Annotated in this window: 18 protein-coding genes; 5 read left to right on the forward strand and 13 right to left on the reverse strand. The window is 58.5% G+C overall.

All coding sequences use genetic code 11. From position 1 onward, the window contains the following. Positions 1 to 44: 44 nt before the first annotated feature. The gene (locus JHL21_RS04065; RefSeq protein WP_200212015.1) at positions 45 to 2,219 is read right to left on the reverse strand and encodes a flagellar hook-basal body complex protein; all 2,175 of its coding nucleotides are present in this window, start codon (positions 2,217 to 2,219) and stop codon (positions 45 to 47) included. 234 nt (positions 2,220 to 2,453) lie between these two features. Between JHL21_RS04065 and JHL21_RS04070 the strand changes: the two genes are divergently transcribed. From JHL21_RS04070 to JHL21_RS04085, 4 genes are all read left to right on the forward strand, one after another. Then, entirely contained in the window at positions 2,454 to 3,320 is an 867-nt protein-coding gene (locus tag JHL21_RS04070; protein WP_199530948.1) for an ATPase, read from the forward strand. Positions 3,321 to 3,389: 69 nt separating this feature from the next. Next, on the forward strand, positions 3,390 to 4,301 hold the full coding sequence (metA, locus tag JHL21_RS04075) for a homoserine O-succinyltransferase (protein ID WP_169195228.1): 912 nt from the start codon (positions 3,390 to 3,392) through the stop codon (positions 4,299 to 4,301). Between the two features lie 118 nt (positions 4,302 to 4,419). Further along, positions 4,420 to 5,871, forward strand: a complete 1,452-nt coding sequence (locus JHL21_RS04080) for a YcjX family protein (RefSeq protein WP_367948152.1) — start codon at positions 4,420 to 4,422, stop codon at positions 5,869 to 5,871. Next, complete coding sequence (locus JHL21_RS04085; RefSeq protein WP_200212017.1) at positions 5,868 to 6,884, forward strand: YcjF family protein; 1,017 nt, start codon at positions 5,868 to 5,870, stop codon at positions 6,882 to 6,884. Before JHL21_RS04080 ends, JHL21_RS04085 begins: the two co-directional genes overlap by 4 nt. 164 nt (positions 6,885 to 7,048) lie before the next feature. Here JHL21_RS04085 and JHL21_RS04090 read toward each other — a convergent pair whose 3' ends face one another. From JHL21_RS04090 to JHL21_RS04145, 12 genes are all read right to left on the reverse strand, one after another. Further along, positions 7,049 to 7,810, reverse strand: a complete 762-nt coding sequence (locus tag JHL21_RS04090) for an EAL domain-containing protein (RefSeq protein ID WP_200212019.1) — start codon at positions 7,808 to 7,810, stop codon at positions 7,049 to 7,051. Between the two features lie 297 nt (positions 7,811 to 8,107). Continuing rightward, positions 8,108 to 8,428 carry a 2Fe-2S iron-sulfur cluster-binding protein gene (locus JHL21_RS04095; RefSeq protein WP_200212021.1) on the reverse strand — a complete coding sequence of 107 codons (321 nt, stop codon included), beginning with the start codon at positions 8,426 to 8,428 and terminating at the stop codon, positions 8,108 to 8,110. 95 nt (positions 8,429 to 8,523) lie between these two features. Further along, a complete protein-coding gene (locus JHL21_RS04100) occupies positions 8,524 to 9,549 on the reverse strand; it encodes an NAD(P)/FAD-dependent oxidoreductase (RefSeq protein WP_169195224.1) in 1,026 nt (341 codons plus the stop codon). 151 nt (positions 9,550 to 9,700) lie between these two features. Next, positions 9,701 to 10,975, reverse strand: a complete 1,275-nt coding sequence (locus tag JHL21_RS04105) for a phosphoadenylyl-sulfate reductase (RefSeq protein ID WP_200212023.1) — start codon at positions 10,973 to 10,975, stop codon at positions 9,701 to 9,703. 71 nt (positions 10,976 to 11,046) lie between these two features. Then, positions 11,047 to 12,699: a nitrite/sulfite reductase gene (locus tag JHL21_RS04110; RefSeq protein ID WP_200212024.1), complete on the reverse strand. Its 1,653-nt coding sequence runs from the start codon at positions 12,697 to 12,699 to the stop codon at positions 11,047 to 11,049. Then, entirely contained in the window at positions 12,683 to 13,009 is a 327-nt protein-coding gene (locus JHL21_RS04115) for a DUF2849 domain-containing protein (RefSeq protein WP_210257056.1), read from the reverse strand. Before JHL21_RS04115 ends, JHL21_RS04110 begins: the two co-directional genes overlap by 17 nt. A gap of 2 nt (positions 13,010 to 13,011) precedes the next feature. Continuing rightward, complete coding sequence (gene cysG / locus JHL21_RS04120) at positions 13,012 to 14,406, reverse strand: siroheme synthase CysG (RefSeq protein WP_200212025.1); 1,395 nt, start codon at positions 14,404 to 14,406, stop codon at positions 13,012 to 13,014. 425 nt (positions 14,407 to 14,831) lie between these two features. Continuing rightward, entirely contained in the window at positions 14,832 to 15,152 is a 321-nt protein-coding gene (locus JHL21_RS04125; RefSeq protein WP_169195219.1) for a 2Fe-2S iron-sulfur cluster-binding protein, read from the reverse strand. Positions 15,153 to 15,171: 19 nt separating this feature from the next. After that, a complete protein-coding gene (locus JHL21_RS04130) occupies positions 15,172 to 16,341 on the reverse strand; it encodes an SAM-dependent methyltransferase (protein ID WP_200212026.1) in 1,170 nt (389 codons plus the stop codon). Continuing rightward, on the reverse strand, positions 16,338 to 17,939 hold the full coding sequence (locus JHL21_RS04135) for a peptide chain release factor 3 (RefSeq protein WP_200212028.1): 1,602 nt from the start codon (positions 17,937 to 17,939) through the stop codon (positions 16,338 to 16,340). The genes JHL21_RS04130 and JHL21_RS04135 overlap by 4 nt, the downstream gene beginning before the upstream one ends. A 124-nt stretch (positions 17,940 to 18,063) precedes the next feature. Continuing rightward, entirely contained in the window at positions 18,064 to 18,483 is a 420-nt protein-coding gene (locus JHL21_RS04140) for a GFA family protein (RefSeq protein WP_200212030.1), read from the reverse strand. Between the two features lie 24 nt (positions 18,484 to 18,507). Next, positions 18,508 to 18,894, reverse strand: coding sequence for an Hpt domain-containing protein (locus tag JHL21_RS04145; RefSeq protein ID WP_199530937.1), 387 nt, complete (start codon positions 18,892 to 18,894; stop codon positions 18,508 to 18,510). Between the two features lie 347 nt (positions 18,895 to 19,241). Between JHL21_RS04145 and JHL21_RS04150 the strand changes: the two genes are divergently transcribed. Then, positions 19,242 to 25,337: a hypothetical protein gene (locus JHL21_RS04150; protein ID WP_200212032.1), complete on the forward strand. Its 6,096-nt coding sequence runs from the start codon at positions 19,242 to 19,244 to the stop codon at positions 25,335 to 25,337. Positions 25,338 to 25,468 lie beyond the last annotated feature (131 nt).

The following is a 25,468-nucleotide window of genomic DNA, read 5'->3' on the forward strand; positions in this document are numbered from 1 at the left end:
ATGAACCTCAGCCATCCTAGCCGAGGGGAAAGTCATGACCCGCCTTAGCGGATCATGTTCAGCACTTCTTGGAGCATTTCATCGGCTGTAGAGACGATGCGCGTACTGGCCGAATAGGCCTGCTGCGTGATGATCAGCTTGGTGAATTCGTCGGAGATATCGGTATTCGATGACTCCAGCGCTCCCCCGATAATACCACTGCCGGAGAGGTCGATGATGGGCTCCCCAGACTCCGCGGTCGCCTGATAGACGCCACCGTCGAGACGCTTGAGCGAGTTCACACCGTTGAACTGGGCGGTAGCCACCTGCGCAAGTTCAAGACGCTCACCGTTGGAATAGGTCGCAACAACGCGCCCTTCATCGGTAACGGCAACGGAGAGATATTCACCAGCGCCATAGCCGTTCTGGTTGAGCGTCGAAACACTCACGGAACCATTGACGTCTGCGAATTCCGACATCCCGTTCTCTTGGTGACGCAATTTCACGTCGCCGATGGTGACGCCGTTGACCGTCAAATTGCTGATCGTGGCTTCGGTCACGCCTGGAGCAACGAGGGTACCGTTGGGGTTGAAGGTGTAGTCTTGCCCAACATTGGTCCATGCCGTAGCACCGCCGACGGCAGTGCTGTTGGACATGTAAAACAACTGCCACTTGTCCTGACCACCTGTGGCTTCGCTATCCACTTTCGCCCAACGCAACTGGACGTTCGCCGGTGCACCGTTGTCGGCGTAAACGGTTATTGCACCACCAGAAATCGACTCGGAGATGAACTTTGCGGAGTCATCGGCAGTGATCGTGGCGAGCGTACCGGTTTCGGCAGCAAAGGAGCCATTCACTCCAAGCGCTGTGGCCGCGCTGCCCGTGATCGACACATTGTAGAGATAGTTGCTATCAAACGAGACAACGACCTTGCCACCCTCATAGACCACCCGCGCATCAGCAGCACCCGGCCCGCCGTTCGCCCGCAGATCCGTCTGAATATCCGCCAGCATGCCATCCAGTGTTTTACTGGAATTGATGATCGCCTCGCCCGTACCTGCGGTCATGCCACCAACAGCATCGAACGTATACTTGCGGACCAGACCACCGATGTTGATTTCCATCGATTGACCATGAGAGACGGCCATATAACCTGGCGTTGTGGCCGAAGTCACAGCCCCCCCAGTCTGGGCAGTTTTCGTCCCGTCGCCCAGTCCAAGCATGCCACCAACGACTGCACCGCCCGCAGCGCGTGTCGTGGCTAAGGTAAGGTCTGCCGTATTGCCATCCCCAGCGGACAACACCATCGCGCCATGGCGCAGTTGAGCCGAAACCGTCGGCTCACCCGTCGCCGTGCGCAGGGCCGTCTGAATTCGGCCCACCACATCAGCGACCGTACCAGTGTTATCGATCAGGATTTCGCCAACGCCAGGCGTCGTACCGGTCGGAGCGAACAGCAGGTTGTAGGTGGCGCCATGCATCGTCACGGCCAGCAGATCGCCGTCATTGGCGATGGTATTTGCCGCCGCTGTTCCGACATAGGTCTGCGCGCCGACTGCACGAGCAGGGACACTCGTCGCAAAATCGGAAATGGTCGCACCGTTTGTCGTACGCGGATAGGCAGGACTACCGGAAACTCCAGTGTAGGACCAAGTCTTCATCAGCTCGCTATTTGGCGATGCAGCGTTGTAGTTGGCCGTCTTGGGAACCTGTGGCAGGTTCGCCTGGTAGTTGATTAAACGCGTCACATTGGCGGGCAAATAGGCGTTTGAGATCGAAATCACACTCGGCACAGAGCCCGAGATATTCCCAGTGGCGGTATCGATCGGGAACCCCTTCAGGTAGTAGCCCGCGCCATTGACAAGAAGTCCGTCCTTATCGATCTCAAAATCGCCACGACGGGTGAAGTTATTGGTGCCAGCGAATAGCGGCGAACCATCAGCCTGGCCAATCTTAGGCTCAACAACAAAAAAGCCGTTACCGTTCAGAGCGATATAGGTCTCGTTGGAGCTAGTCTGGATATCGCCCTGCTGATTGTTGGTCGATTGCGACTGAGCAAGCACCGCACCAGGAATTTGCGCACGGACCGGCGCGTCTGCGATCAGATCCTTAAAACTCGTGTCGATACGCTTGTAACCAACAGTCTGAGAGTTTGCGATATTACCTGATATATTCTCTAGTGCATGAGACTGAGCGCGCAACCCAGTAACCGCAGTAGAAAGTGCACCATATATACCCATTATTCGCTCCGCCTAACCTCGCGCCCAACTGGGCTCACTTGGCACTAACAAAGCAAGACGGATGCCACTTACTTGGAACGTTGAATCTATTAACGATTTTGACTTTTACATCACAATAAACTTGGCAACCACGGCAAAACGATCCACTCCAACCGGCAGTTTTTGCCTCTTGCTTGTGAAACCACAGAGCATCAGCTAAATCGAACCGATCTATATAACGACGAGACTGCCCAAATGCTGTTTTCCAGCGCCGATGAATTTGTGAAGGCCCCGAGACGCGCGATCACCGTGTTTGGCATGGCAGGCGTGGGCAAAACTCGTCTGAGCAATATGCTGCGCGACAATAGCTGGTTCCACTATTCGGCCGACTACCGCATTGGCACGCGCTACATGGGCGAGTTTATCGTCGACAATTTCAAACATGAGGCGATGAAGGTGCCGTTCCTCGCGCAACTGCTGCGCTCGGACTCCATCTACATCTCGTCCAACATCACCTTCGACAATCTCGACCCGCTCTCGACCTATCTCGGCACGCCGGGCGATGAAACGCGGGGGGGATTGCCCTTGGCGGAATATCAACGCCGCCAAGAGCAACATCGCGTGGCGGAAATCGCGGCGCTGCAGGACGTTCCCTACTTCTTCGACCGTGCGAAGGCCCTGTACGGCTACAATGACTTCATTGCAGACACCGGCGGCTCGCTGATCGAAGTGATCGACCCAACCAATGCCGAAGACCCGGTGGTTAAGACGCTGGCCGCGCACACGGCGCTTATTTACATCCGTGGCACCGACAAGGATGCGATCGAGCTGGTGAAGCGGTTTAAAAAGTCGCCGAAGCCCATGTATTATCGCCCCGAATTTCTCGTTGAGAAATGGGCCGAGTATAAGCTGATCAACGGCATTATGGACGACTGCGATGTCGACCCAGCCGGGTTCGGAGCCTGGGGCTTTGAAGCTCTGCTCCATGATCGTCTGCCGCGCTACCAAGCGCTCGCGGACAATTTCGGCTATGTTATCGAAGCATCGGACTTGGCCACTGTCCGCGATGGCGACGAGTTTATCGATCTGGTGGCCGCCGCAATTGAGAAGCGAATGCGCTAGCGCGCGCACCCCGTGGTGACGCGCGCTCCGCTCGAAACGCTCTCTCCTTGCATCGAATAAGAGGCCACCATGCCTATTAGAATTCCAGACGGGCTGCCTGCCCGAAAGACCCTCGAAGACGAGGGCGTATATGTCATGGATTCCTCGCGCGCTGCGCGTCAGGATATCCGTCCGCTTGAAATCGGCCTGCTCAATCTGATGCCGAATAAGGAGCGAACTGAAACCCAGTTCACGCGCCTTATCGGCTCGACGCCGTTGCAGGTGAACCTGTCGCTCGTGCGCATCACCGAGCACCAGTCCAAGCATACCTCGGAAGAATACCTCAATTCGTTCTACCAAACCTGGGACGAAGTGAAGAACAAGAAGTTCGACGGCTTCATCATCACTGGCGCGCCGATTGCGCATATGCCGTTTGAGGAAGTGCGCTACTGGCCAGAAATGCTCGAAATTATGGAGTGGACCCGCACCAATGTGCACCACACCATGTTTATCTGCTGGGGCGCTCAGGCCGCGCTGCACCACTTCCATGGTGCCCGTCGCTATCGCACCGAGAAGAAGTCGTTTGGTGTGTACGAGCATCAAGTGATCACTCCGCGTTCGCCATTCCTGCGCGGCATGTCCGATAATCTGATGGTGCCCGTTTCGCGCTACAATGATATCGACCGCAGCACGCTCGGTGATAACCTTGAGATTATGGTTGATAGCCAAGACGTTGGCCTGTGCATGCTGGGCGACAAAAACCAGCGCGCGGTCTATTTCCTCAACCACTTCGAATACGACAATCGCTCGTTAGCCGATGAGTATGAGCGCGATATCAAGGAGGGGCTCGACACCCCGCCGCCGGCCAATCTTTATCCGGACAATGATCCGACCCAAGCGCCGCGCAATATCTGGCGTAGCCATGGGCATCTCTTGTTCCAGAACTGGATCAACGAGATCTACCAATCCACGCCATACAATCTCGACGAGATTGGCGCATAATATCCAAAGGGGCCCTCGTGGCCCCTTTGTTTTGGAACGGCTCTCCCCCACTTGGGGTTAAAGCCTTGTATTGGCGCAGAACGCCCTTAAATTCTGGGTGCCATTGAGGACTGACCGCGTGCCGCAACCGCCCACCAGACTGACCGACGAAATCGGTATTGCTCTTTCCAATCTTGCAGATAGCGCCACTGGCGTGATGACCCCAACCTTGAGATTGGGCGTCACCGGCTTGAGCCGCGCTGGCAAAACCATCTTCATCACCGCGCTCGTTCATAACCTCCTCACCAATGGGCGTTTGCCTGGCTTTGTGCCGGCATCTGAGGGGCGTTTCATTGGCGCGCGATTGGCCGAATACCCCGATGCGACCATCCCGCGCTTTGCCTATGAGCAGCACCTGGCAACGCTGACGGGCAACCCGCCGACGTGGCCAGAAGGCACAAAACGCATTTCACAGCTCAGGATTGTCCTGAAATATCAGTCAGCCAAATGGTGGTCCAATATGCGTGGCCCGGCGACGCTGAACCTCGATATCGTCGACTACCCCGGCGAATGGCTGCTTGACCTGCCGCTCTTGGGCCTGTCCTACGCCGAGTGGAGCAAGGACGCGCTGGAGCGCGCACAAAAGCCGGGACACCTCGCCGAGGCTTCCGAGTTCCTGACCGAGCTTAACACGGTTGACGTCAAGGGGGAGGCAACGGACGTTTTGGCCGAACACCTTGCTGCGGCCTTCACGACTTATCTGCGCCGCAGCCGCGAGCACGGAGCCCTCTCGACGCTACCGCCCGGTCGCTTCCTGTTGCCCGGTGATTTGGAAGGCTCGCCTGCCCTCACCTTCGCGCCACTGCCGCTGCCTGCCGGAGACATTCCGCGCAATAGCCTCTACCGCATGCTTGAGCAGCGCTACGAGGCCTATAAGGACCGCATCGTCCGCCCCTTCTTCCGCGATCACTTTGCGCGGCTCGATCGGCAGATCGTGCTAGTCGATACGCTGCGCGCGCTGAACACTGGCGCTGCCGCAGTGAGCGATCTCGAAACGGCGCTGACCGCTGTTATGGCTTGTTTCCGTCAAGGCGAAGCGAACCCCATTCTGCGGCCATTCTCGCGCCGGATCGATCGGGTTCTGTTCGCCGCGACGAAAGCGGACCATGTGCACCACACGAGCCACGACAAGCTCGAAGCCATTCTCAATCGGCTGGTTGCTAATGCTGCCAAGCGCGGCCGCTTTGCAGGGGCTGACGCCAAATCCATGGCCCTTGCCGGCATTCGTGCGACCACCGAAGGCACCATCCGCGAGGATGGTCATACACTGCCCACGCTGGTTGGAACGCCCATCGCCGGCGAAGAACTGGATGGGACCGTCTATGACGGCAAAACCGAAATCGCTCTATTCCCCGGCGACTTGCCTGCGCGGCCGGATTCATTATTCGAAGATGGCGCGCCAGTGGACTTGAATTTCCTGCGTTTCACGCCGCCACAACGCCTTGAGCGCAATGCCGCCGGTGATGTTGTGCTTCCGCATATCCGCCTAGACCGCGCCATTGATTATCTCATTGGAGACTGGATGGCATGAAGCGCCCTGTTGCCCACACCATCACGTCGTCCGAAGAGAGCCAGGTGCCCGTGCGCGCACCAAGGGCATTCGCAGCGGAACGGGCGGAGATCGTTGAAGTCGCGTTCGAGCCTGAACCAGACCCGGAATTGATAACGCCACCGGCCCGACGCATGGGCTGGGTTGGGCGGATCGCTTGGACGACGGGTGGCATCCTCGTATCCGCCGGACTGGGTCTGGCGGCTGAGCGGCTCATCAGCGATCTCTTCGCGCAGAATGTCTATGTCGGCTACATTGGCCTAGGCGTTCTTGGCGCGTTCATCGTAGCCATTCTGGCGCTGCTGACGCGCGAGTTTTTTGCGCTCCGACGCCTGCGCGTTCTTGATGCGCTGAAAGCCGATGCCGCACGCGCAAAAGCCGAGAACGACCGCCACCGTGCGGGCAAAGTCGCCGACGAACTGCTCGCCATATACGCGTCTCGCGCCGATCTGGCACAAGCCAAGCAGAACGTCTCCGAACATCTGCCCAATATGTTCGACGGCAATGAGGTGATCGCTCTCTCGGAGCGCGCGCTGATGTCCCCGCTTGATGCGAAGGCCAAACGCCTCACTGCGGCGTCGGCGCGTCGCGTGGCGCTTGTTACGGCGGTGTCGCCCCGCGCGCTGATCGACATTGCATTTGTGATTTATGAGAGCATCCGGCTCGCAAGCTCTATCGCAGCCCTCTACGGGGCCCGCCCGGGCCTCTTTGGGTTCTTTAGGTTCACGGGTGCCGTTCTCTCCCATTTGGCCGTTACAGGTGGCTTAGTGCTCACGGACGGCATCGTCGAGCAGCTCGTCGGGCAAGGTCTGGCCGCGAAGCTGTCGGCACGCTTGGGCGAAGGCGTGGTGAACGGTCTGATGACGGTGCGTGTCGGTATCGCCGCGATGCGGGTCGTGAGGCCACTGCCATTTGACACCCAACCGCAGCCGATGGTTCGCGACTTCATTCCCGAGCTGGTGAAGATCACACAGGATGCGGGCAAAGGGGCATAATGGAGCGCTCGTCGCTTGCCCTTCCGCGCTCCTTGCAGTTCGTCATCACCGGGTTTGTCCGGCAATGACGATGGAAGCGATGATCCTCAGTGCTGCACAGCACGGCGAAGAGCCCTCGGGTCAAGCCCGAGGGTGACGGCTGGAGGGTGTGGGCGGTCTGGCAGTTAGGCAGCGAGGCGGATGTCGCCAATGGCTTGAAATTGCTCGATCTGGGGCCGAGCGAAATAATAGCCTTGGAAGAGCGAGATACCCGCCTGACGGAGTGCGTTGAGTTCGCCTTCAGTCTCAACGCCTTCGGCCAATACCATCACGCCCAACTGCTGGGCCATGGTTACAATAGCGCCGATAATATGCTGGCGCGCCGACGACGTATCAATGCCGCGCAGCAGTTCCATATCGATCTTGATGAGGTCTGGCTGGAATTTGGCAAGCAGGCCGAGCCCGGCATAGCCGGCACCAAAATCATCAAGCGCGGTCAGAAACCCCATGCGCTTATACTCGGCCACGATGTTGGCGACGTGTGAGGCATCTGCCATGCGCTCGTTTTCGGTGAACTCAAACATCAGGCGATGCGGGTTGAACTCTGTCCGTGCGGCAGCGGCCAAGGTCGCGCGGATGCAGGCGCGCGGCTCATAAACCGCATTGGGCATGAAGTTGATCGAAAGACGAGCTGTCGACGATGCTGGCAAATGCTGGCCTGCCAGCTCAATGGCTTTTACGCGACACGCCTGGTCGAAGACATAACGGTTCGCTTCCGTGACGACGGCGAGCACCGTACCGGCCCCCTGTCCTTCGGCACCCCGAACCAGTGCCTCATAGCCCCAGATTTCTCCGGCACTCACATCGACGATCGGTTGAAACGCCATGGTGAAGGCAATCGGAAACGGTTCCGCATCTTGGCAGCCTCGGCATGAAACGGCACTCATCGACTAGCCCATGTGGTCAGAAAGAAATACGCCGCGTTCCTAAGGCAGGAGAGCTTAAAGCATCGACAACGGAGCGTGGTAGCAGTGGGCGTCATCCCCGGACTTATGTCGGGGAGAGTGAACAAGCATTGCACTGGATTGCCGGAACAGGCTCGGTAGTGAGATGGAGGGGCCAATACCCCACCCGGCCTCCCCTACAGGGGAGGAGCCAGATCGAGTCCGACGGGAGATATTATCATGAGGCGCTGTCGTCCCTCCCCCTATTAGGGCGAGGTTAGTGGGGGTGATAAAACCCACTCAGTCCTTAGCTGCGCTCGGCGCTAGGGTCAGTTTGAGACCATCTAGGTCGTCTGAACAGAGGATCTGGCACGAGAGACGCGAGTTGGATTTCACGTCGCCAACCGTGTCCAGCATATCTTCTTCGTCGTCATTGGGAGCGCCAACGGCGGCCAGCCATTCCGGATCGACATAGACATGGCAGGTCGCGCAGGCGCAGGCGCCGCCGCATTCAGCCTTAATGTTCAGGCCCCAATCGCGGATCACTTCCATCACGCGCCAGCCTTCCAAGCCCTCAAGCTCGTGAACTTCGCCAGCCTGATCAGTTACAGTGATCTTCATTCAGTCGCTCCTCAACAGCGCGATGGGGATAAAGCCGAAAGGGCGTAGAAGCAAGTCCTACGCCCTCGCCGCAAACAGTGTGTTGGGCGCTAGCCTTATGCGACGCCGAGCTTCTTCTGCAGCTTGGTCGAGCTGGTGGTGTATTGGAACACAACGCGTTCGCCGGGAGAGATGACGGCCTTAGCGGCTTGCGCCATCAGAGCCGCTTCATGGAAGCCGGACAGGATCAGCTTGAGCTTACCTGGGTACCAGTTGATGTCGCCAATGGCGAAAATGCCTGGAACCGAAGTCTGGAACTTTTCAGTGTCAACGACGATGGTGTTGTCATTGAGTTCAAGGCCCCAATCAGCAACCGGACCAAGCTTCATGGTCAGGCCAAAGAACGGCAGCAAGCGGGTTGCTGGGATCGAGAGATCGCCCGCATCGGTTGCGAGGTGAACGTGGTTGAGCTGACCGTTTTCGCCTTCAAGCTTGGCGATCTGACCGAGCTGGAAGTTGACCTTACCTTCAGCAACCAGTTCCTTCATCTTGTTGACCGAAGCGGGAGCTGCCTTGAAGGCGTCGCGGCGGTGCACAAGGGTGATGGTGCGCGCAACGGATTCGAGAGCCAGGGTCCAGTCGAGAGCGCTATCGCCACCGCCGACGATGACTACGTCCTGACCACGGAAATCTTCCATTTTGCGTACAGCGTAGAAGACAGACTTGTTTTCGAACTGCTCAATGTCCGCAACTGGCGGACGCTTTGGCTGGAAAGAACCACCGCCAGCAGCGATGACCACAACCTTGGTGTTGAACACTTCGTCCGCGTCAGTGGTGAGCTTGAACGAGCCATCTTCCTGCTTCTCGATGGAATTGACCATGCGCGAGAAGTGGAACTCAGGCGAGAATGGCGCGATCTGCGCCATGAGATTGTCGGTCAGCTGCTGACCTGTGACGACCGGGAAGCCCGGAATGTCATAGATCGGCTTTTCAGGATAAAGTTCTGCGCACTGGCCGCCGGCGCGATCAAGAATGTCGATGAAGTGGCATTTGATGTCGAGAAGCCCGAGCTCAAAGGCAGCGAAAAGCCCGCATGGGCCCGCGCCAATTACAACAACATCGGTGGTGATCTCAGTGGTCATCTCTCACGTCCAATCGAAACCAGAGCCCAGTGGACTCTGGATATAAGGTCCCATCGGGGCCAAGTGCCCCGCACTGAATGAATGGGAACAGCCGCTGTCACCAGCGCCCCCGTTTTGCCTCGTCAAAGGCGATACGCGCGCTCCACTTAACTCACGACGCGCGTCGAAGGAAGGGGCGCGTGCCCGCAGGCACTTCCGTCAATCCAACTGGCTGATAAAACAATGCCATTTCTGGCAGTCGTTTTTCGATCAGCGCTTGGCGCGACGGCTCATGGCTGACCACGAGCGCGGTGAAGCCACAACGATACATATGCGGAATCTGATCCTGCAGAACATCGCCTACAGCTCTGATTTCACCGACATATTTGAGCCGTTCCGCCAATAAACGAGCGGCCGAATAGCCGCGACCATCGGTGTAGGCCGGGAACGAAATCGCAATAGAGGCGAAACGCGCGAGATCATCTTCCACCGCTTCGATTTTGTCGCTGGGGGCTATAAGAAGTCCGAGCGGATGCGGATTGGCAAGATAGTCGCTGCGGTGCGTGAGGAAATGGGCAAGCGGGACGTGCACATAGCGCGCCTCCGAAGGCGAGACATCCTCTGAAAAAGCGGTGAAGGGATCGGCGATAAAAGCGCCATCCTTCCAGAGCGTGTGACGAGCAGCGGCGGTCATAGCGGGGGCAATCGCTCCGTTGAAATCATAATGGATACCGCATTCTTTCTTGTTCTTGCCGCGCCAACGGCCAGCTCGCGGGTCTTCGCCCTCTGCCACCGCAGAGGTGCATGGCGCGCAGCCGATGGACTTAAAGCCCTTCGCGTAGAGCGGATGCTCCGGAAGCTTGTGCTCATTGCGATAGGCGATGACGTCTTCGTCGGTAAAATAAGCGAGCGGATTGACCTTGATGCGATCATCAGCGGTCAATTCAAAATGCGGAAGAACGCCGCGCTCTCTGGTCTGGTGGCGCTTACGCCCCGTCACCCAGCCGCCAAATTGTAGCGTGATAGGTTCGAGCGGTTCGGTCTTGCGAATATGGCAGCAGCTATCCGGGTCCGACTGCCAGAGCGTGCCATCAGGATCAAATCGCGTGATGTCTTTTGGATCAGGATGGATCGCCCGGACATTTGAGAGGCCGAGCGTACGCTTGAGCGTTTCGACATATTCAAGCGTCTCCGCAAAGTGCTTGCCAGTTTCGAGGAAATAGACCGGCATGGACGGATCGACTTGCGCCACCATATGCAGCAGCACAGCAGAATCCGCACCAAAGCTTGAGACAATGGCGAGATCGTCGGGCAGGACATCGCTGACGGCATAGCGCAGCACGCCAACGGCATCCATTTCGTCGAACATGCCATTGAGGGCGAGAATGCCAAGCGCGCGAAGCTTTTCATTGGCGACGGGAACGGGGGCGAGTTTAGGCATTGCCATGAGAAGAGGCCCCCTCACTCGTCGCTACGCGCCGACCTCTCCCCCAAAGGGAGAGGTAAAGAGAAGTAAGTTCAGCCATAGAGCGCCTCCTTGAAGGGGGCTTCGCCCAAGCGGCGATAGGCTGCGAGGAAGGTTTCTTCTTCGCCCTGACGCTGGCTGATGTAGAAATCTACGAGCTTCTCAATGGCGTTTGGCACCTCTTCGGCCTCAAAGCCGGGTCCGATGATCTTGCCCACAGAAGCGTTTTCGGTGGCGTCGCCGCCGAGCGTGATCTGATAAAGCTCGCCGCCCTTCTTCTCGACGCCCAAGAGCCCGATGTGGCCAACGTGGTGGTGACCACAAGCGTTGATGCAGCCGGAAATCTTGATCTTGAGGTCTCCGATTTTCTTCTGGCGTACCGGATCAGCAAATTTGCGCGAGATTTCCTGTGCGATCGGGATCGAGCGCGCATTGGCAAGCGCGCAGAAATCGAGGCCCGGGCAGCAGATCATGTCGGTGATGAGGTTGTTATTACCCTCGGCCAAATCATGGGCGACGAGCACATCAAACACTGCGCGCAGATCGGCGATGGCGACGTGCGGCAGCACGAGGTTCTGCTCATGGGTAACGCGCAGCTCATCATAGGAATAGCGCTCGGCGAGATCGGCCACCACATCCATCTGCGCATCGGTGGCATCGCCAGGAGCGCCGCCAACCGGCTTGAGCGAAATGGTCACCGAGGCATAGCCCGGCTGGACATGCGGATGCAGGTTATTGTCGAGCCAACGGCCATAGGCCGGATCGATGATCGACTGATAGGCGATGTCGATACTGTCGCCCGAACGGTCGGCAAACGCAGGCGGAGCGAAATAGGCAGAGATACGATCAACCTCTTCCTGCGGAAGGGTGAGAACGCCGCCACGCACTTCGGAAAATTCGGCCTCAACCTGCCCCTTGATGCTTTCCAGCCCTTCTTCGTGGACGAGGATCTTGATGCGCGCTTTGTATTTGTTATCGCGGCGGCCATAGCGGTTATAAACCCGCATGATGCTTTCGAGATAAGCCAGCAAATGCTCGTTTGGAACGAAGCTGTTGAGGAGCTTGGCGATCATCGGCGTGCGGCCAAGGCCGCCACCCACCCAAACTTCCCAGCCGATCTCGCCGGACCCATTTACCGCTGCTTGCAGACCAATGTCGTGGAAGCGGATGGCGGCGCGATCATTGGGCGAACCGGTGATGGCGATTTTGAATTTGCGTGGGAGGTATGAGAACTCCGGGTGGAGGCTCGACCACTGGCGCAGGATTTCGGCAATCGGGCGCGAGTCGATGATTTCATCGGCAGCAGCACCAGCGAATTGATCCGTCGTGACGTTGCGAATGCAATTGCCCGAGGTTTGGATGGCGTGCATCTCAACGCTCGCCAGCTCTTCCAACACCGCGGGGATATCGCTCAGCTTTGGCCAATTGTATTGAATGTTCTGGCGCGTGGTAAAATGGCCATAGCCCCGGTCATATGTGCGGGCGATATGAGCCAGTTTCCGCATCTGGCGCGAACTGAGCGTGCCATAAGGCACGGCCACACGCAGCATATAGGCGTGCAGCTGCAGGTAGAGCCCGTTCATCAGACGGAGCGGACGGAACTGGTCTTCGCTCAGCTCGCCGGAAAGACGACGCTTCACCTGATCAGCAAATTGCGCAGTGCGGCCTGCAACGAAAGCCGCGTCAAATTCATCGTATCGATACATGCCCGTCTTCACCCAAGTGCTGGCGTTCGTATGCCTGCCCGTTCAAAGAGAGGGGAGCGGTGGGGCCCGCCGCCCTGATGCGTTCGCGCAGGCGCTTGGGCACAATCACCCCGTCGACCTGCTCAACTTCTTCAATTTCCAGACTGACCACACGGCCGGTGGCCTTGCTGGCTGCCAGCGCCTCATCGCGGGCAACGGCCTCGTCCTTGGCGTAAAGACGCGCGGACTGCAGGTCCTCGACCCAAACGCCGTGTCCATCGAGATAAACAGCGGCGCCCGAGATCAGCTCGTTGCCGGTTAGAATTTCCATAGTCACGCTACCTTAAAACTCTCAGCAGCGGCCGAGGCCGCTTGCGCCCAATCACCGTGGGCGACAGCCCGTCCAATCAGAATGACGGCGGGTCCATCGACGAACTCGACTGCACCTTCTGCCAAGGCACCAAGCGTGCCCGAATAGAATGTCCGATCCGCCCTGCCCGCATTGACGACAATGCCGACAGGAAGATCAAAACCTGCCCCATGCGAAACCAGTCGCGCGGCCGTTTCGGCGGCGATGGCTTTGCCCATGTAAAGCGCGACCGTCAGCCCCGACTGCGCCAGCGCCGCCCAATGGTTCAAATCTGTGTCGTCCGCGCCGTGCGCCGTCGCAACGACAAAGCCCGTCGACACGCCACGCAGAGTAACTGGCGTTGCCGTATCTGCGGCAGCGGCAAGAGCCGCACTGACGCCAGGCACGATATCGTAAGCAATGCCGGCTTTGCGCAGAGCCGCGATCTCTTCGCCCGCGCGCCCAAAAATCATCGGGTCGCCGGACTTGAGCCGGGCGACCTTTTTACCCTCCGAGGCGAGACGCACGATGAGGGTATTGATCTGAGCCTGACTGAAGGAATGGTGTCCCCGCGCCTTGCCAACGCAAATCTGTTCGGCATCGCGGCGGCCCATCTCCACCACGGCTGCGGGGACGAGCTGATCGTGAACAATCACATCAGCGGATTGAAGCAAGCGCTGGGCGCGTAAGGTTAGCAGGTCTTCAGAACCCGGGCCCGCGCCGATCAACCAAACGACGCCTTCGCCGCTGCCAGCATTCGCGTGCTGCTGAAGGAGATCATTGGCTGCGGCGTCTCCTGCGCCCGCTTCGACAGCACGAGCGACCGCGGGTGAACTGACAAGCTCTTCGTAATACCGACGACGCTTCGGCCCCTCGTGGATCAGGGCCTCGACCGCGTGGCGCATCTTACCCGCAAGGCCAGCGATCTTGCCGACGCTGGGCGACAGCATGGCTTCCATTTGCGCGCGGACAAGACGCGCGAGAACGGGAGCATCGCCCTCAGTGGAGATCGCCACGGTCAGTGGCGCACGATCCACGATTGAGGGCGTATAGAAATCACATTCGGCTGGAACGTCGACCACATTAAGCGGAATGCCGAGGCGACGTGCTGTCGCCTTGGCCAACTCTGCCGCGTCGCTTTCTTCTGCGACGAAGACGAGGCTTGCGCCGACAACGTCGTCTGCAGTGATGGCACGAGGGATGATGGTTACAGGAAAGGCGGAGAAGTCAGTTTCGACAGTCTGGGAGTAAATCTCTACCGAAGCTGTCGTCTTACTAACCAACCGGACCTTATTAAGGGCTTCATCGTTACCGCCGACGATGATGATGCGCTTACCCTTGACCTTAAAACTCAACGGAAATGTGTTGAGACTGCCCATTTGGTTTCCAAACAATAGATGCTGGAACCTAATCTAATTTCATCAAGCGCAACAATGGCTTGAAATTCGATAGCTTTTATTTTCCTCTTCAGACGCGTGACTTGGAAAGAGCATCACCATGCAGGCCACTTCTCGCCAAATAAATCTTTCCCGGATCGCCAGAGAGAATTTTTTGCTGACGAGCGGCGCCAGTTTTGGTCGTGCAATTTGCGTGTAGCGACCCGTTTGGAGAGAAATATTCTCCGAATTGCACGGTCCGCGTCAGGCCGGATAATTCTGCAAGTCAGAGGATGACGGGCGGTGAGTGGTGTGCGGTCCGTTGCGACGGCTGACGCGGAGAGAGAAAGGCTTCTGCGTGAAAGCAGTATGGCCAACAAAAAAGGGACCGCATTGCTGCGGCCCCTTCAAACTTGAAAATCAAACCCTCAGCCCTGGCGGCTCGGTACGTGAACGACAAGACCATCGAGCTCGCCACGCACCTTGATCTGGCATGACAAGCGACTTTCGTCACGAACGTCGAAGGCGAAGTCGAGCATGTCTTCTTCCATCGACGATGGACCACCAACCGTGTCGCGCCATGCAGCGTCGATATAAACGTGGCAAGTCGCGCAGGTGCACGCACCACCGCACTCGGCGACGATGCCCGGAACAGCGTTCATGATCGCCGTTTCCATGACGGTGGAGCCGTTTTCGCCAACAGTTTCGATACGTTCACCCTGAGCGGTGACATAGGTAATCTTGGTCATTAAGGGGCCTTCCAGACGATCAAAGACCCATAAGGCCTTCGAGGTAATGCTTTTCTATCCCAAACATAGCCTTGACTGAAGCAATCCGGTCAAGCGCGGCTTCGCGAGACATCGCCTGTCCCTTTTGCGCGACGATGAGATTGTTCTTGGGCGTATGTGCATCAGATATGAATTCGAACACCTTGGTGCGATAGCCGTGCACTTCAAGAATGAGTGCGCGTAGACCGTCCGTCACCATCTCGGCCTGCTTTTCAAGGAACGTGCCGTGGCGCAGCAGGAAGTCGAGGCGTTCATCGGCTTGCCCCTGCTCCATCGAGCGACGGATCTGCTTATGGCAGCACGGCGCAACGGCGATCAGAGTCGCTCCCGACGTAATGCCCATAAAGATTGCGTCGTCGGTGGCTGTATCGCAGGCGTGGAGCGCGATTATGGCATCAGCGCCGCTCGTGTCGAAATCAAGGATCATGCCGGACGCGAAGCTGAGGCTCGCAAAGCCAGACTTTGCGGCCAGGGCATTGCCGCTCTCGACCAAGGCGGGACGCATCTCTACGCCCACAATCTTGGCCTTTAGGCTCTCACGCTTGAAATAGTCGGCCAAGGCGAAATCCAAATAGCCCTTCCCCGCGCCCATATCCATAATGGTGGGCTCGGTTGCGCCAATCTGTTGAATCAGCGGCGCAAAGATTTCGACCATCTTGTTGATCTGGCGGAACTTGTCTTGGGACGCCGACAGAACCTTGCCATCAGCACCTGTAATGCCGAGTTCCTTCAGCCAAACAGAAGACGTATCTGCCAGTGGCCGGTTCTTCGCCCGGTCGTGCGTAGCGGGGGCAGCTTCTCTACCCTTCACGTCGCGACGCTTGAGGCGAACGTCGTCCTTTTGGCGCTCGAGGCTGAGATCGAACGCAACTGTTTCAAGCTTGGCGCTGCGATAGTCGTTCCCAAGACCCGCCGACAAAAACGCTTCAGCTTCGGCCAAAGCAAGGTTCTTGGTGATGTCGCGGGTTTTGTAGCGATAGACCAAGCTCAAACGCTCGCCGGCCTTGATGACCACCTTGCGGGCTTCAACCGACTTCAGATCGGTTTCAGCACCGTGGTAGCCAGCAAGCTTCAGTTTCAGCAGCGTACCGTCCGCGAATGTCTCGCGAACAGCTGCTACAAACTCAGCGATGCGGTCGGACGCGCTCAATGCCGTTCCTTCGTGGTGAGGAAGCGGATCTTGGGCCAGTCCTGCTTCGCGCGGTCAGCCCACCAGGCGTTCTGAGCAAGGAAGACAGGAGATTCAGCGCGATCTTCGGCCATGTTGACCTTCTGCGCTGCGATGAAGCGCTTGAGTTCCTCAGCGTCATCACATTCGACCCAACGGGCAACTTCATAACCCATGGATTCAAAGGTGATTGGGACGTTGTATTCCTTAGCAACGCGCGACGCCAAAACTTCAAGCTGCAGCTGACCAACAACGCCGACGATCCAGTCTGCGCCGACCATGCGGCGGAAGACCTGCGTGACGCCTTCTTCGGATAGGTCCGAGAGAGCCTTAGCCATCTGCTTAGTCTTCATCGCATCGGTCAAACGAACGCGACGGATGATTTCCGGCGCAAAGTTCGGGATGCCGGTGACGTTGATATTTGCGCCTTCGGTGAGCGTATCACCCACGGACAAGGTGCCGTGGTTTGGGATACCGACGATATCGCCCGCAACAGCCTCTTCGGCGAGTTCACGGTTGTTACCAAAGAAGAACATCGGGTTCGACACGGCCATATCTTTGCCGGTACGGACGTTCTTGAGACGCATGCCGCGCTCGAACGTGCCCGAGCACAGGCGCACGAAAGCAATACGGTCGCGATGGTTCGCGTCCATATTCGCCTGCACCTTGAAAACGAACCCAGTGACCTTTTTGTCGGCAGGGTCGATTGGCGCGGGCAATGCTGGTTGTGGGCGCGGTTCAGGCCCCCACTCGCCGAGGGTCCGCAGAAGTTCAGCAACCGAAACACCCTTGAGCGCCGAGCCGAACAGCACTGGGCTCAAATGGCCAGCGTGGAAAGTTTCGAGATCAAACTCTGGCAGCATGGCTTGCGCCATTTCCAAAGTTTCAAGGGCCGTCATGAAGACTGGATTGTTCGCTAGTGCTTCGACGTCCAGCAGATCTTCGAGGCTGTCGAACTCAACGATGGTCTTGCCCTTGGGATCAACAACGCACTTTTCGATCAGATCGATATAGCCGGTGAAATCTACGCCCTGCCCGATTGGCCAAAGCACAGGCGTCAAATCCAGCGCCAGCTTGCCCTGAATTTCGTCAATCAATTCGAGCGGGGCGTGACCTTCGCGGTCCACCTTATTGATGAAGGTGATGATCGGAATGTCGCGCAGACGGCAGACTTCAAACAGTTTGAGCGTCTGGCTTTCGATACCCTTGGCGGCGTCGATGACCATGATGGCCGCGTCAACGGCGGTCAGCGTGCGGTAGGTGTCTTCCGAGAAGTCCGAGTGGCCTGGCGTATCGAGCAGGTTGAGCGTCAACCCGTCATAATCAAAGGTCATCACCGAGGAGGTGATGGAAATGCCGCGCTGCTGCTCCATCTCCATCCAGTCCGAGCGCGTGGCGCGCACGCCCGACTTGCCGCGAACAAGGCCTGCAGACTGAATCGCGCCTGCTGCTGCCAGCAGGCGTTCGGTGAGGGTCGTCTTACCGGCGTCAGGGTGCGAGATGATCGCAAAGGTACGGCGAAGACGGAACGGTTCGTTGGTGGGCCGGGCTGGTGCCGCGGCAGCGGTGGCAATGGTCATCGATACTGCTGAATGTGTTGGCGCTGGCAGAAAGAGCCGAGCGACCCGGCCTTACATATGGGTGCGCTGTATAGTTTGACAGAGGTGTTTGGTCAAACGGACGCAGTGTCTCGCCTGTTCCATTTCATTCTGGAACAAACTTGAGCGTACCGATCGTGCGCAGGGCAAACCCGTCAGAGGTGTGGTGCACCCCATCCATGAGCGGCACATCATGAAAGTCGTAAGGGCTAATGCCCTCAAGACAGGCGACGTTCACGCCATATTGCCCGGCCACGGAGCGGCGAACGTGGAAGGTATAGATGCCACAAACCGAGCAGAAGTAGTGCTTGGCGGTGTTGGTATTGAATTGATAGAGCGTGAGCTTGTCTTCGCCCTCTGTGATGGTGATCCCGCCGGGATCAGCCGACACCGCCACGGCCCCACGCATGCGGCAGAACGAGCATGTGCAACGCCGTGCCGTACGCAAACCGTCAGTCAGCTTTACCGTGAATTGAACTGCACCGCAGTGACAGGCCCCTTTTGTTGTCGCAACATCGAGATCCATCACCGTGCCTCCTAGGTTCTCGGTCTACTCTGCTTCGCTCAGAATATCAGCGATTGTCGCCCGCACTTCTTCTACCGCCATGCCCAAATCATCAAGCTGTTCGGTGGTGAGCGGGCGCATGCCCTGCAAATCGCGTTCAAGCTGGCGCGCGAGTTCTGTCACTTCAAACGCACCCACCCCTGCAGAGGCTCCCTTGATCGCATGCAAATTCATGGCCATGCCGTCGTAGTCCGCCGCCAGACGCAGGCGTTCGTAATAGGTTTTGATGGTCGTATCAAAGAGACGCAAAATTTCGAGTTCTAGGTTGGGATCACCCAGGCACTGCTTGGCCAAATGAGCGCGATCAATGGGACGCTTCGGCAGCGCTTCATTGTTCTCTAGCTCGTTCTCGTTGACTGCCCACTGAGCCATAGTCGCACTCCTAGAACCGATCGAAATCGGCAAATACCCTGTGAACAACTTACGCAACGCCCATGAACAGGGAATTAAGCCACAGCTTTGCCTTGCTCAAACGATCAAAAGGTTAACGTTTTTCACTCAAAAATTAACCTTTGAGCAAGAAAGCGGTGGGTTTGCTTAAAATTGAATGTAAGTATGCGCTTTAACCAGCGCGCGGCGGCGAGGGTTTGGGGGACAATCTGGGGCATTTGCATCGCATTGTCCCGTTGTGGCGTTCAGCTTGCTAAGGGCTTGAACGCGATAACAACTCCCAAAATCCGCCGTGTTGCTGCAGTGCCGACGCGAGAGTTGTAAAGAGTATGGCGAAGAACACGACACCCCAGAACGATCCGGCCGCACTGGCTTTTTCGGCCGTCGAGGATGCGCTTAAGGATTCGGTGTTCGATTTCGAGGAAGGCGCCGAGCCTACTTCGGAAAAGAAGCCTACGGCCCCAGCCCGTTCGGAACGTTTGCGCGCCGCCGATAAAATCGCGCAGCAAGCCGGCGTTGTCGCCAATGACGATCGCATCTCGACTTCCAAGCTTCTCTATAGCTTGCAGAGTCGCTCTTCAAACACCCCGACCTATCTCGCTCTCGGTCTCTCCCTCGTTTGGCTGCTCGCTTGTGGCACCGCTGCTTGGCTGCGTTTCGCGCCGCAGATGTCCAACTTCGGCCAGTTCATGGGCTCGGTCGAATTCGTAGCACTGCTGGCCATCGTTGTTCTGCCGATCGTGGGTTTCTTCGCCGTAGCCACGCTCTTCCGTCGCGCCGCAGACCTTCGCAACGCGGCCTCCTCCATCACCCAAGCCGCTATGCGCTTGGCCGAACCAGAAATTACCGCTGCCGATAAGGTCGCTTCTGTCGGCCAAGCCGTTCGCCGCGAAGTCAACGCGCTTGGCGATGGTCTTGAACGTGCGCTCTCGCGTGCTGGCGAACTCGAAGTGATGATTCACAACGAAGTCACCGCCCTCGAGCGCACCTATTCTGACAACGAATCGCGCATGCGTGCGCTGATTGCCGAACTCGCCAGCCAGCGCGAAAGCGTGCTGACCAACACCGAACGTGTCCGCGAAGCCATCACCGAAAGCCATACCGGTCTGGTCTTCGACCTCGACATGATCAGCCAGCGTATCTCGGGCTCCATCGTCGATAGCGGCGGCAACCTCACCCGCGCGCTGGAAACAGCAGGCAACACGCTTAACACTGGCTTCAACGACCATGCGGACCAGTTTGTCCACCTGCTCGAAAACCGCACGACGGATTTCCTCGGCGCACTGAACGACAGCTCGCGCCGCCTTGAGAGTGGGTTCGACGAAAAAACCGCAGAGATGGCCAAGGCTCTCGATGCACGTGCACTCAACCTCAATTCTGGCGTTGAAGATCGCATTGCCCTGCTCAGCCAAGCACTTGACGCCCATCAGCAGTCCATCTCCGCGACGATCGACGCGCGCACACAGCACATCGCCGAACGCGCTGACGTGCTCACCGGTGCATTTGAAGACCGCACGAAGAATATTGCCGGCCTGATCGAAGCGCGCACCACCAACCTTGCCTCTGAACTTGATCTGCGCACAGAAGCGCTGTCGAACTTGCTCACCGACGGTGGCAGCTCGCTGCTCGAACAGCTGCGCATCCGTGGCGAAGAAGTCAGCGCCGCCCTCGCCGCGATTGGCGCACAGGTTTCGGGCGATATTTCTGGTCGTTCGACCGAAGCCGAACTGCTTCTAGCAACGCTTTCGCGTCAGCTTGATGAATCGGTCTCGATCCAGCTCAACGCCCTCGATAGCCGCCTGCAGTCGGCAATTATCGAAATTAACGGCGCCCTCGATGATACCTCGGAGCGCGCGCGCCTGACCGTTTCGTCGGCTGGTCGCGACTCCTTGCAGGACTTCGACAACCGCCTCACCGAAATCACCGGTGCCTTGGATGACAAGCTCAAGGCATTGGACGATGTTATCGGCGAACGTGGCGAACAGCTTGTTGCGCGTCTGGGCGAACAGGGCACCAATTTTGCTGCGCGTGCAAACGTGCTGGAAATGGCGCTGAACGCAGAGTCCGGTCGTTTCAACGACATCGTGTCGGAACGCACACGCGAACTGAGCGAAACCCTTGGCGCCAAGACACAGTTTGTTGCTGACAATTTGACCAAGCGTGCAGAAGCCATCGCCGATGTGCTCGACGGCCAGGCGACGCTGATTGCCGATACACTTGACGCTCGCACGGGTCAGCTCAATGAGATGCTGATCAACCGCGCTACCGAAGTTGGTCAAACTATCAAGGCTCAGACCGACGAACTCGGCGAAGTCCTCGCGAACCGCACCGTCGAAGTCAGCGAAGCCATCCACCTTCGTTCGCAAGAACTGGGCGAGACCATCGTCACGAGCACGCAGGCGTTCGATCAAGCTATCGCCGGTCGTACGCAGCGTCTCTCCGACACCTTGGAGAACCAGACCCGTCAGCTCGACGAAACCCTCACCATTCACACGCAGGGCCTCGACGAAACGATCACTGCGCGTAGCGAATACCTCAACAACGCACTGGGTACTCACGCGTCCTCCATCGACCAGAGCCTGGCCGTTCGCTCCGCAGAAATTGCGTCGACACTGACTGTCCGCGCAGCTGAAATCGACCAGAACCTAGCAGCGCGCTCGAACGAAATCGCGTCGAACCTGACTGAACGCGGCTCGATGCTCGATCTCAATCTTGCAGCACGTTCGGCTGAAATTGCCTCGACCTTGGCGGAACGCAATGCTGAGCTTGATCAGAACCTTGCGATCCGTTCGGCTGAAATCGCAGCCACCTTGGCGGAACGCGGCTCTGAACTTAATCAGAGCTTTGCAACACGCTCGGCAGAGCTGACCTCGACGCTGTCGGCGCGTAGCCAGACACTCGAACAGAACCTCGCCCATCGTGCGGCGGAAATCGCGGCAAGCCTCGCCACCCACGCTGGCGACATTGACCAGAACATGGCGCTGCGCTCGGCAGAGCTCAACAACACCCTTGCCGCTCGTGCTTCGGAGTTGAACGAAACCTTCTCCGGCCGCGCCGACGAATTCTCCACCACCATTTCCTCGCGCACGCAGGAACTGGCGGCAACATTGGCCGACAGCACGCAAAACCTTTCGCAGGCCTTCGATGGCCGTGCCGACGAGCTGGCAAGCACCATTTCGGCGCGTACCCAGGAACTGGCAGCAACCCTGTCCGACAGCACGCAGAACCTATCGCAGGCCTTCGATGGCCGTGCCGACGAGCTGGCAAGCACCATTTCGGCGCGTACCCAGGAACTGGCGGCAACGCTCACCGAACGCACAGACAACCTCTCGCAGGCTTTCGATGGCCGCGCCGAAGCCCTTGCCGACGCGATCACCGCGCGCTCGCAGGACCTCAGCGCCACACTGTCGGAACGCACCAACGCGCTGTCGCTCGAATTCGAAACGCGTACGCGCGACCTCGCCGGTCAAATCGACGAGCGCACTGGTACTCTGGTGTCGAACCTCGACGAGCGCACCTACGAGCTGGCCAACGCAGTTCACACGCGTACCCTGCAACTCAACGAAGCTATGGGCACCCGCACCCAGTCGCTCTCCGACACGCTCGCAACCCACACAGCTTCGATTGGCGAAACCATCGGCCTGCACACCGCTGAGCTGGCGTCGACCCTTGATCAGCATGGTGCAAATGCCCGTGGCAGCATTGAAAACGCGCTGCGTCAGGCCACCGACACCATGTCGGAACGTCTCGAAGAAATGTCGCAGACGGTCACGACCAAGGTCACAGAAGTCAACAATGGCCTCGAAAGCGGCCTCGATGCTGCGATCGTTCGCATCGCCGACGCAGAACGCGGCGTCGCAGCGAGCATCGAAAGCGCCAGCATCACTGTCGGCGAAAGCGCCCGTCAGGCAGCTGAGCTTATCGAACACGGTGTTAACTCCGCGCGTCAGGCCATCTCTGACATGGTCGATGAGCGCCTTGGCACCCTGCCCGAAGCAATCACTGCGCGCGCAGACATTACCGCAGAACGCCTGGCTGCCCTTAACGCGACCATCAGCACCTCGATCACCCAGTCCATGGCGGACCTCGAAGCGGGCGCTGACCGTATCGAAGAAACCATCGCGACCCGCATCACTGCGGCGGCTCATGCGATTTCGGACAATGTCGAGAATACAGCGACCCGCATGGACTCCGCTGTGCGCTCGGCCCTCGACCAGATCCGTCTGGCCGCGACCAATATCGATCAGCTGGTCAGCGTGAAGGCAGTGGATGCTGCCGAAGCAATCGAAACTCGCCTGACCGACATCAATCGCTCGGTGGAAGTTCACACTTCGACCTTCGCGCAGTTGGTCAACGAAAAGACCGGCCTGCTGCACAACGCTTTGGCGAACCACGGCAATATCCTGCGCGATGCTCTCACTGAGAACAGCACTCAGGCTGAGCAGCTGATGGCAAACTCGACCGGTCGCATCCTGAGCGACGTGAGTACTGCCCTAAACAAGCTCAACGACTCCAATCTCCTGCTGCAGCGCGTCCTCGACGCTTCGACCGCAAATCTGGCGAGTCTCGAAACCAGTGTCGCTCAGCAGACCGCGAACTACTCCAGCACCATGCGCGAAGCCATGGGCCAGACCGAACAGGCTGGCACAATGGTTGCCCAGCACGTTGGCGCTCTCCAGACGACAATTCAGTCGATGGTCCAAGAGTTTGGCTCGATCCTCGGCCGTCTCGACCACGAGGCCGTTGGCCTCAATATGGCAGCTCACGCCCTCGATAGCTCGAGCACAACTGCACTGGATAATCTCGAACAGCGCCGTGAGGCGATGGACTCCCTCGCGCAAAGCTTTGCTTCGCGTGCCGACGACATCGACGGCCGTATGCGCGTCTTTGCTCAGAGCATTGCCGACACCGTCAACGACACGGAACGCCGCCTGATCGGTGCGCGCCGCGCCATGGACGAAGCTCTCAACGCGACCACGCACACCGTCACCGACGTTCTGGCGAACACGACCCAGACCCTCACAGAGGCTCTGGAACAGAACAGCGAAAACGTCGCCAACGCGCTTTACACCACCAACGAACGCTTTACCTCGACCCTGAACAGCAATGTTTCGCAGGTTGATCAGGCCGTTCAGCGGGCCGCAGATGCAGCCGCAAATGTTCTGCACCAGACCCAGAGCCAAGTGCGTCTGGCCCTGTCCGAACAGGCCAACCAGGTCAACGCTGCTCTCGACGATAATGCCAACAAAGTCAGCGATGTACTCTCTACAACTGCTGGCAGCGTAACCGACGTTCTGACCACGACCACCAGCTCGCTCGCTGACACAATTTCGGACTCGACCGCTTCGGTTCGCAACGCGATTTCGTCCAATGCTGGCCAGCTGCGCCGTGCTCTGGACGAGACCACTGGCGACGTGACCGGCAAGCTTGGAGAGTTCCATTCGGTCGCAGATACCGAAAGCCGCCGTGCAAGCGAAGTTCTGCAGGAAGCGCAGCAGCGCATGATGGTAGAAATGCAGCGCGCAATCGATGAAGCCACCCAGCGCTTCAACGAAACCGCCCGTGCAATGCGCGAAACCGCCCGCGAAGTGGGTGGCGAACTGGAAGCGACCCGCGCCGAATTGGCTCGCAGCGTCAACGATTTACCGGAAGAAACCCGCGCCAGCGCCGCCGCAATGCGCCGCGTCGTGGCCGAGCAGATCGAAGCGCTCAGCGAACTCAATGCCATCGTCCGCTCGCAGCCAGCGAGCCACGACGTCGCTGAGCGCCGCGCGCCAAACCGCCCTGCCCCGCGCCAGCCAGAAGCACCGAGCTTTACGCCGCGTCAGCCAGAACCTGCCCGCGAAGTCTACCGTCCGGAACCGGCTCAGGCGACCTTGGTTGACCCGATCCGTACCCAGCCGGTCGAGCCGCAGCCAGCACCAGCCCGTGTTGCACCGCGTCCGCAGCCACAGCCACAAGCGGCTCTGCCAACTGCGGCAGAAGTTGCCGCGGCCGCTGTTGCCGAAGCCGGTCCACCACGGGATGGTGGTTGGCTCCGCGACGTGCTGCGCAACGCCTCGGCCAAGCAGGCCGGTGGCATTGCCCCACAGGGCCTTTCGGGCCTGACCGAAGAGATCGCCCGCGCGATTGATGAGAATGCATTGGCGGAAGCTTGGGCACGCTATCAGTCTGGTGAATCGAATGTTTTCACCCGCCGTATCTATTCGCTGACCGGCCAGGGCACCTATGACGAAGTGCGCCGTCGCATCCAGCGCGAGCCAGACTTCGCGCGCACAGCACAGGCCTATATGACCGAGTTTGAAGCGCTGCTGAAACGTGCCGCCTCGGGCAACAACCCTGCTGCCGAAACCCGCGAGTATCTGCTTTCGGATCGCGGCAAGGTTTACACGACCCTCGCTCACGCCAGCGGTCGCCTCGCGTAAAACAACCAATAATCGAGATGAAAAAGCCCCGGAGAGATCCGGGGCTTTTTTTGGCACATCTGTGGCCCGGTGCTGGCACTTTTGGGCGTCAGGGGTGGCGCGGGCGTGGCTTTTTGTGGCCACGGCGGAGT

Origin of the sequence: Devosia sp. WQ 349K1 (genome assembly GCF_016595685.1) — a bacterium.
Lineage (GTDB): Bacteria > Pseudomonadota > Alphaproteobacteria > Rhizobiales > Devosiaceae > Devosia.

Coding starts and splice junctions, on each gene's coding strand:
- JHL21_RS04135 (WP_200212028.1), bottom strand. CDS start 17,939: ATGACCATTGCCACCGCTGCCGCGGCACCAGCCCGGCCCACCAACGAA.
- JHL21_RS04110 (WP_200212024.1), bottom strand. CDS start 12,699: ATGTATCGATACGATGAATTTGACGCGGCTTTCGTTGCAGGCCGCACT.
- JHL21_RS04065 (WP_200212015.1), bottom strand. CDS start 2,219: ATGGGTATATATGGTGCACTTTCTACTGCGGTTACTGGGTTGCGCGCT.
- JHL21_RS04095 (WP_200212021.1), bottom strand. CDS start 8,428: ATGAAGATCACTGTAACTGATCAGGCTGGCGAAGTTCACGAGCTTGAG.
- cysG (WP_200212025.1), bottom strand. CDS start 14,406: ATGGGCAGTCTCAACACATTTCCGTTGAGTTTTAAGGTCAAGGGTAAG.
- JHL21_RS04150 (WP_200212032.1), top strand. CDS start 19,242: ATGGCGAAGAACACGACACCCCAGAACGATCCGGCCGCACTGGCTTTT.
- JHL21_RS04090 (WP_200212019.1), bottom strand. CDS start 7,810: ATGAGTGCCGTTTCATGCCGAGGCTGCCAAGATGCGGAACCGTTTCCG.
- JHL21_RS04085 (WP_200212017.1), top strand. CDS start 5,868: ATGAAGCGCCCTGTTGCCCACACCATCACGTCGTCCGAAGAGAGCCAG.
- JHL21_RS04070 (WP_199530948.1), top strand. CDS start 2,454: ATGCTGTTTTCCAGCGCCGATGAATTTGTGAAGGCCCCGAGACGCGCG.
- JHL21_RS04140 (WP_200212030.1), bottom strand. CDS start 18,483: ATGGATCTCGATGTTGCGACAACAAAAGGGGCCTGTCACTGCGGTGCA.
- JHL21_RS04145 (WP_199530937.1), bottom strand. CDS start 18,894: ATGGCTCAGTGGGCAGTCAACGAGAACGAGCTAGAGAACAATGAAGCG.
- JHL21_RS04100 (WP_169195224.1), bottom strand. CDS start 9,549: ATGACCACTGAGATCACCACCGATGTTGTTGTAATTGGCGCGGGCCCA.
- metA (WP_169195228.1), top strand. CDS start 3,390: ATGCCTATTAGAATTCCAGACGGGCTGCCTGCCCGAAAGACCCTCGAA.
- JHL21_RS04105 (WP_200212023.1), bottom strand. CDS start 10,975: ATGGCAATGCCTAAACTCGCCCCCGTTCCCGTCGCCAATGAAAAGCTT.
- JHL21_RS04115 (WP_210257056.1), bottom strand. CDS start 13,009: ATGGAAATTCTAACCGGCAACGAGCTGATCTCGGGCGCCGCTGTTTAT.
- JHL21_RS04125 (WP_169195219.1), bottom strand. CDS start 15,152: ATGACCAAGATTACCTATGTCACCGCTCAGGGTGAACGTATCGAAACT.